Annotated in this window: 6 protein-coding genes; 1 reads left to right on the forward strand and 5 read right to left on the reverse strand. The window is 70.7% G+C overall.

Going from position 1 to position 4,320, the window contains the following annotated elements; genetic code table 11:
• Positions 1 to 380 precede the first annotated feature (380 nt).
• The 4 genes from ACWCO3_RS32050 to ACWCO3_RS32065 form a co-directional block, all read right to left on the reverse strand.
• The gene (locus ACWCO3_RS32050) at positions 381 to 584 is read right to left on the reverse strand and encodes a hypothetical protein (protein WP_145779655.1); all 204 of its coding nucleotides are present in this window, start codon (positions 582 to 584) and stop codon (positions 381 to 383) included.
• A gap of 258 nt (positions 585 to 842) precedes the next feature.
• The gene (trpD, locus tag ACWCO3_RS32055; RefSeq protein ID WP_354887051.1) at positions 843 to 1,889 is read right to left on the reverse strand and encodes an anthranilate phosphoribosyltransferase; all 1,047 of its coding nucleotides are present in this window, start codon (positions 1,887 to 1,889) and stop codon (positions 843 to 845) included.
• A gap of 90 nt (positions 1,890 to 1,979) precedes the next feature.
• The gene (locus tag ACWCO3_RS32060; protein WP_145779657.1) at positions 1,980 to 2,375 is read right to left on the reverse strand and encodes a response regulator; all 396 of its coding nucleotides are present in this window, start codon (positions 2,373 to 2,375) and stop codon (positions 1,980 to 1,982) included.
• A gap of 107 nt (positions 2,376 to 2,482) precedes the next feature.
• Positions 2,483 to 3,403 carry a cytochrome c oxidase assembly protein gene (locus tag ACWCO3_RS32065; RefSeq protein WP_423437182.1) on the reverse strand — a complete coding sequence of 307 codons (921 nt, stop codon included), beginning with the start codon at positions 3,401 to 3,403 and terminating at the stop codon, positions 2,483 to 2,485.
• A gap of 108 nt (positions 3,404 to 3,511) precedes the next feature.
• Between ACWCO3_RS32065 and ctaE the strand changes: the two genes are divergently transcribed.
• Entirely contained in the window at positions 3,512 to 4,111 is a 600-nt protein-coding gene (gene ctaE / locus ACWCO3_RS32070; RefSeq protein WP_030337743.1) for an aa3-type cytochrome oxidase subunit III, read from the forward strand.
• A gap of 68 nt (positions 4,112 to 4,179) precedes the next feature.
• Here ctaE and ACWCO3_RS32075 read toward each other — a convergent pair.
• The coding region (locus ACWCO3_RS32075; protein WP_450013637.1) for a GlgB N-terminal domain-containing protein at positions 4,180 to 4,320 on the reverse strand (141 nt) is incomplete at its 5' end.

Genomic DNA, 4,320 nt, shown 5'->3' on the forward strand with positions numbered 1-4,320 from the left:
ACCCGGCGCACCGCCGAGCACTGACCGGACCCAGTCCACCACGAAGGCCCGTTCCCCAGGTGGGAGCGGGCCTTCGTCGTGCGGTGTCGGGCGCTCTGGGGGTGCTGGGCCGTCTGGGGGTGCTGGCGGACTGTCCCGCGGGGTGATTGACCGCCGGGGCGCGCTGGCGGACCGTCCTGCGGGGTGATCGAATCCACATCGGCGAGGTGGCTGTTACCGCGCGACGGGATGCCGCCAGATCGGCGATGTGGTGTTGATCGAGCCGGGGCCACGGCGAGAGCCGGCCAGGTGAGGTCGGGCAGCGCGGCGGGCGGCCGGTGACGGGGTCAGGCGGCGCGGCGGTCGGGCCGGTAGCGGGGTCTGGCAGGCCGGTGAACGGGTCAGGCGGCGCGGCGGGCGGGCCGGTGACGTCGGCCTTCGGCCGACCGGACGACCGGAACGATGAAGGTGGCGATCACCACGGCGGCGCCACAGCCGGTGCAGATCAGCTCGGGACAGTCGATGCCGTGGCCGTCGACGCAGGGCGGCACCTCGAACAGCGTCACGTCCTCGCAGACGTCGCAGTAGAGCTCGCGGTGCGACACCGGCGTCTCCTCTCACTTCAGGCGAACCGCCCCCGGATGCGACAGCTACGCACGGACGAGAGCGGAGAACTACTCGGCTGTAGTTTTCCACGCGGGTCCGACAAATCTCCGTCCGGAGGTACTGCGGACGGATGATCCACTCGGGTTCCTTGATGACGCGGTGTCTCAGCGCGAGGACACCGCAGTTTCAAGGAACCGAGTCGATCACTCACTGTGACGTAGGGGAGGCCGCCGGGACGCCGGGGAGGGTGCGGCTGGTCAGGCGGCGGTGGCTGCCTTGATCCAGCGGTCGAGGGTCGCGGCGGCAGCGCCGGAGTCGATCGACTCGGCGGCGCGGTCCAGGCCGGCGCGCAGCGCCTCGGTCAGGTCACCGTCCAGCGGGCCTTGGGTCGCCAGCGCCGCCGCCGCGTTGACCAGCACCGCGTCCCGGACCGGGCCGGTCTCGCCGGCGAGCAGGCGACGGGCCACGCCGGCGTTGTAGGCGGCGTCACCGCCCCGTAGGTCGCCGAGGGTGGCCCGAGGCACCCCGAGGTCCGTCGCGTCCAGCACAGCCTCGCGTACGGTGCCTCCCTGAGCTGCCCAGACCCGGGTCGGCGCGGCGGTGGTGAACTCGTCCAGGCCGTCCTCGCCGCGCATCACGATCGCCGAGTCGCCACGGGCGGCGAACACGCTCGCCATCACTGGGGCCATCCGGGAGTCGAAACAGCCGACCGCGCCGGCCCGGGGGCGGGCCGGGTTGGTCAGCGGGCCGAGGAAGTTGAAGAAGGTTGGCACGCCCACCTCACGGCGGACCGGACCGGCGTGCCGCATGCCGGGGTGGAACCGGGCCGCGAAGCAGAACCCGATGCCGGCCTCCTCGACGCAGCGGGCGACCTGCTCCGGGCCGAGGTCCAGGGGGATGCCGAGGTACTCCAGCAGGTCGGCGGTGCCGCACAGGGAGGAGGCGGCCCGGTTGCCGTGCTTGACGACGCGTACGCCCGCGCCGGCGACCACCAGCGCGGTCATCGTGGAGATGTTCACCGTGTGGGCGAGGTCACCGCCGGTGCCGACCACGTCGAGCGCGGTGTCGCGCAGGTCGTCAGAGAGCACCACCGGGACCGAGCGACCCAGCATCGCCTGCACCAGGCCGCCCAGCTCGGCCGGGGTCTCACCCTTGGCCCGCAACGCCACGGCGAAGCCGGCGATCTGGGCGGCGGTCGCCGAGCCGGTCATGATCTCGTCCATCGCCCAGGCGGTGTCGGCGGTGGACAGCTCCTCGCCGCGCAGCAGCGAGTTGAGCAGGTTGGGCCAGGTCCGATCGCCCATGGCGGGCCTCCCGAGCGTACGAAGTGCGGGTGGGCTGGAACCGGCGCCGGCTGGTCCGGCGCCGTAACGGTGCCGGTGAGCGTGGGGACGTCAGGCGGGTGCGTGCGTCCGCAGCAGCTCGGCCACCGTGCCGCCGGTGGTAACCGGGTCGAGCGGGTGCACCAGCGTGGCGTCGACCTCGGCGTACGCGGCGAGCCATCGGTCGGCGGCGCGGGCGATCACCAGGCAGGTCGGGGGAGCGTCGTCCCGGTCGTCCTTGATCTGCCGGGCGATGCCGATGCCGCCACCGGGGCTGGCCTCACCGTCGAGCAGCAGCAGGTCGATCTCGTAGTCGTCGACCAGCCGGATGGTCTCCGCGTAGGTCGACGCGTCGACGAACTCGATCTGCAGCCCGGGCGCGGGACGGGTGCCGACGGCCATCCGCATCCGGTCACGGACCTGCGGGTCGTCGCTGTAGAGCAAGACGGTGCAAAGACGATCGCTCATGCCGGCACTCCGCTTTCACCTCGTAGCTGCCCGCCGATCGTACCGGTCGGCGTGACGTAGCCGACATCCCGCCCGTCGCCGCCGTTGGGGCGTACCGTCCGGGCAGCTCAGGCGGCCGTGGCGTCGGCGGCGCGTTCGCGGGCCTCCTGGCGGTCCAGCTCGCGGTCGACCCGGCGGGCCTCCCGCTCGGACTGCTTGACCCACTGGACGACCAGCACCGCGAGCATGGTCACACTGACGAACTCGCCACCGGCCCAGAGGATGCCGCCGGCGACCACCTGGTCCTGCCAGGGGTCGACCCAGCCGAGGTTGAGCGACGGGTACCAGTCGCCGCCGAAGAGCGTGCTGCTCTGCATGATGGTGAGGCCGAGCACTGTGTGGAACGGCACCGAGAGCAGCATCAACAGCGCGCGGGCCGGGTACGGCCAGCGGCCGGGCAGCGGGTCGAGCCCGAGCAGCGGCCAGAAGAACACGCAGCCGGTCATGATGAAGTGGGCGTGCACCAGCTCGTGTGCCCAGGCGTGTTCGAGGGTGTAGCGGTACAGGTCGCTGAAGTAGAGCACGAACGGGTTGACCACGAAGATGGCGAACGCCACCAGCGGGAAGCTGTAGACCCGGGCGACCCGGCTGTGCACGATCGCCAGCAGGCGCTTGCGCGGCCCGACCGGCAGGGTACGCAGGGCTAGGGTCATCGGCGCTCCCAGCGCCAGGAAGATCGGCGCCACCATGGACAGCACCATGTGCTGGATCATGTGCACGGACAGCAGCGCGGTGTCGTACGCGTGCAGCCCGCTGACCGTGACCAGCGCGATGCCGCCCAGGCCGGGGCCGATGAAGAACACGGTGCGGGCGATCGGCCAGCGGTCGCCGCGCAGGCGCAACCGGTGCACCCCGTAGAGGTACAGGCCGGCGGCGAGCACCAGGCCGAGGGCCAGCCAGCTGTCCAGCCGGGTCTCGGTCAGCACCGCGCCGACGGTGAACGGCGGCGGGGCCGAGGTGGCGGCGAAGATCGGATCGACGTGCAGCACGCTTTTCAGGCTAGGCCAGGCGAACCGGACCCTGACGCTCGGGCCACGGAAGGCGCACGTTTGCCACCCCGCTGATCGCCGGCCGTGGTCAGGGGCAATAATGACGGCGTGACTGCGGCCCCAGCCATTGACAAGAGCCGGATCCACTCTCTGACCCGACCGAACATGGTCAGCGTCGGGACGATCGTGTGGCTCTCCAGCGAACTCATGTTCTTCGCGGCGCTGTTCGCGATGTACTTCTCGATCCGCGCGGCTGCGCCGGAGCAGTGGGAGAAGCACACCGAGGCGCTGAACATCCCGTACGCGACCACCTTCACGGTGATCCTGGTGCTGTCCTCGGTGACGTGCCAGCTCGGCGTCTTCGCGGCGGAGAAGGGTGACGTGCACGCGCTCCGGCGCTGGTTCACCGTCACCTTCGTGATGGGCCTGATCTTCGTGCTCGGCCAGTTGAACGAGTACCGGCACCTGGTCGCCGACGGCATCAAGATCAACGAAGACGGTTACGGGTCGGTGTTCTACCTGACCACCGGCTTCCACGGCCTGCACGTGACCGGCGGTCTGATCGCCTTCGTCATCTTCATGGTCCGCACGACCATGGGCCGGTTCACCCCGGCGCAGGCGACCTCGGCGATCGTCGTGTCGTACTACTGGCACTTCGTCGACGTCGTGTGGATCGGGCTGTACGCCATGATCTACTGGCTTCAGTGATCTTGCGCGTCACGTTCCGCACTGCTGCTCCGTCCCCTGAGACAGGTCCAACCGGTTAAGGACACCGCTCATGACTTCTGACAACGACCGCCGACGCGGTCTGCTCGCGCGGTTGCGTCGCCGGCGCCCCGGCGCAGCGTGCGGATCGTCGTCGAGGAGTCGGTTGGGTGCGCGCCGAGCACCGAGTGCGGGTCGTGCGTCGCGCCGGA

The sequence above is a fragment of the Micromonospora sp. NPDC002411 genome (genome assembly GCF_053592955.1).

Excerpts from the sequence above, each read along its gene's own strand:
- trpD (WP_354887051.1), bottom strand. The coding sequence starts at position 1,889 with ATGGGCGATCGGACCTGGCCCAACCTGCTCAACTCGCTGCTGCGCGGC.
- ACWCO3_RS32060 (WP_145779657.1), bottom strand. The coding sequence starts at position 2,375 with ATGAGCGATCGTCTTTGCACCGTCTTGCTCTACAGCGACGACCCGCAG.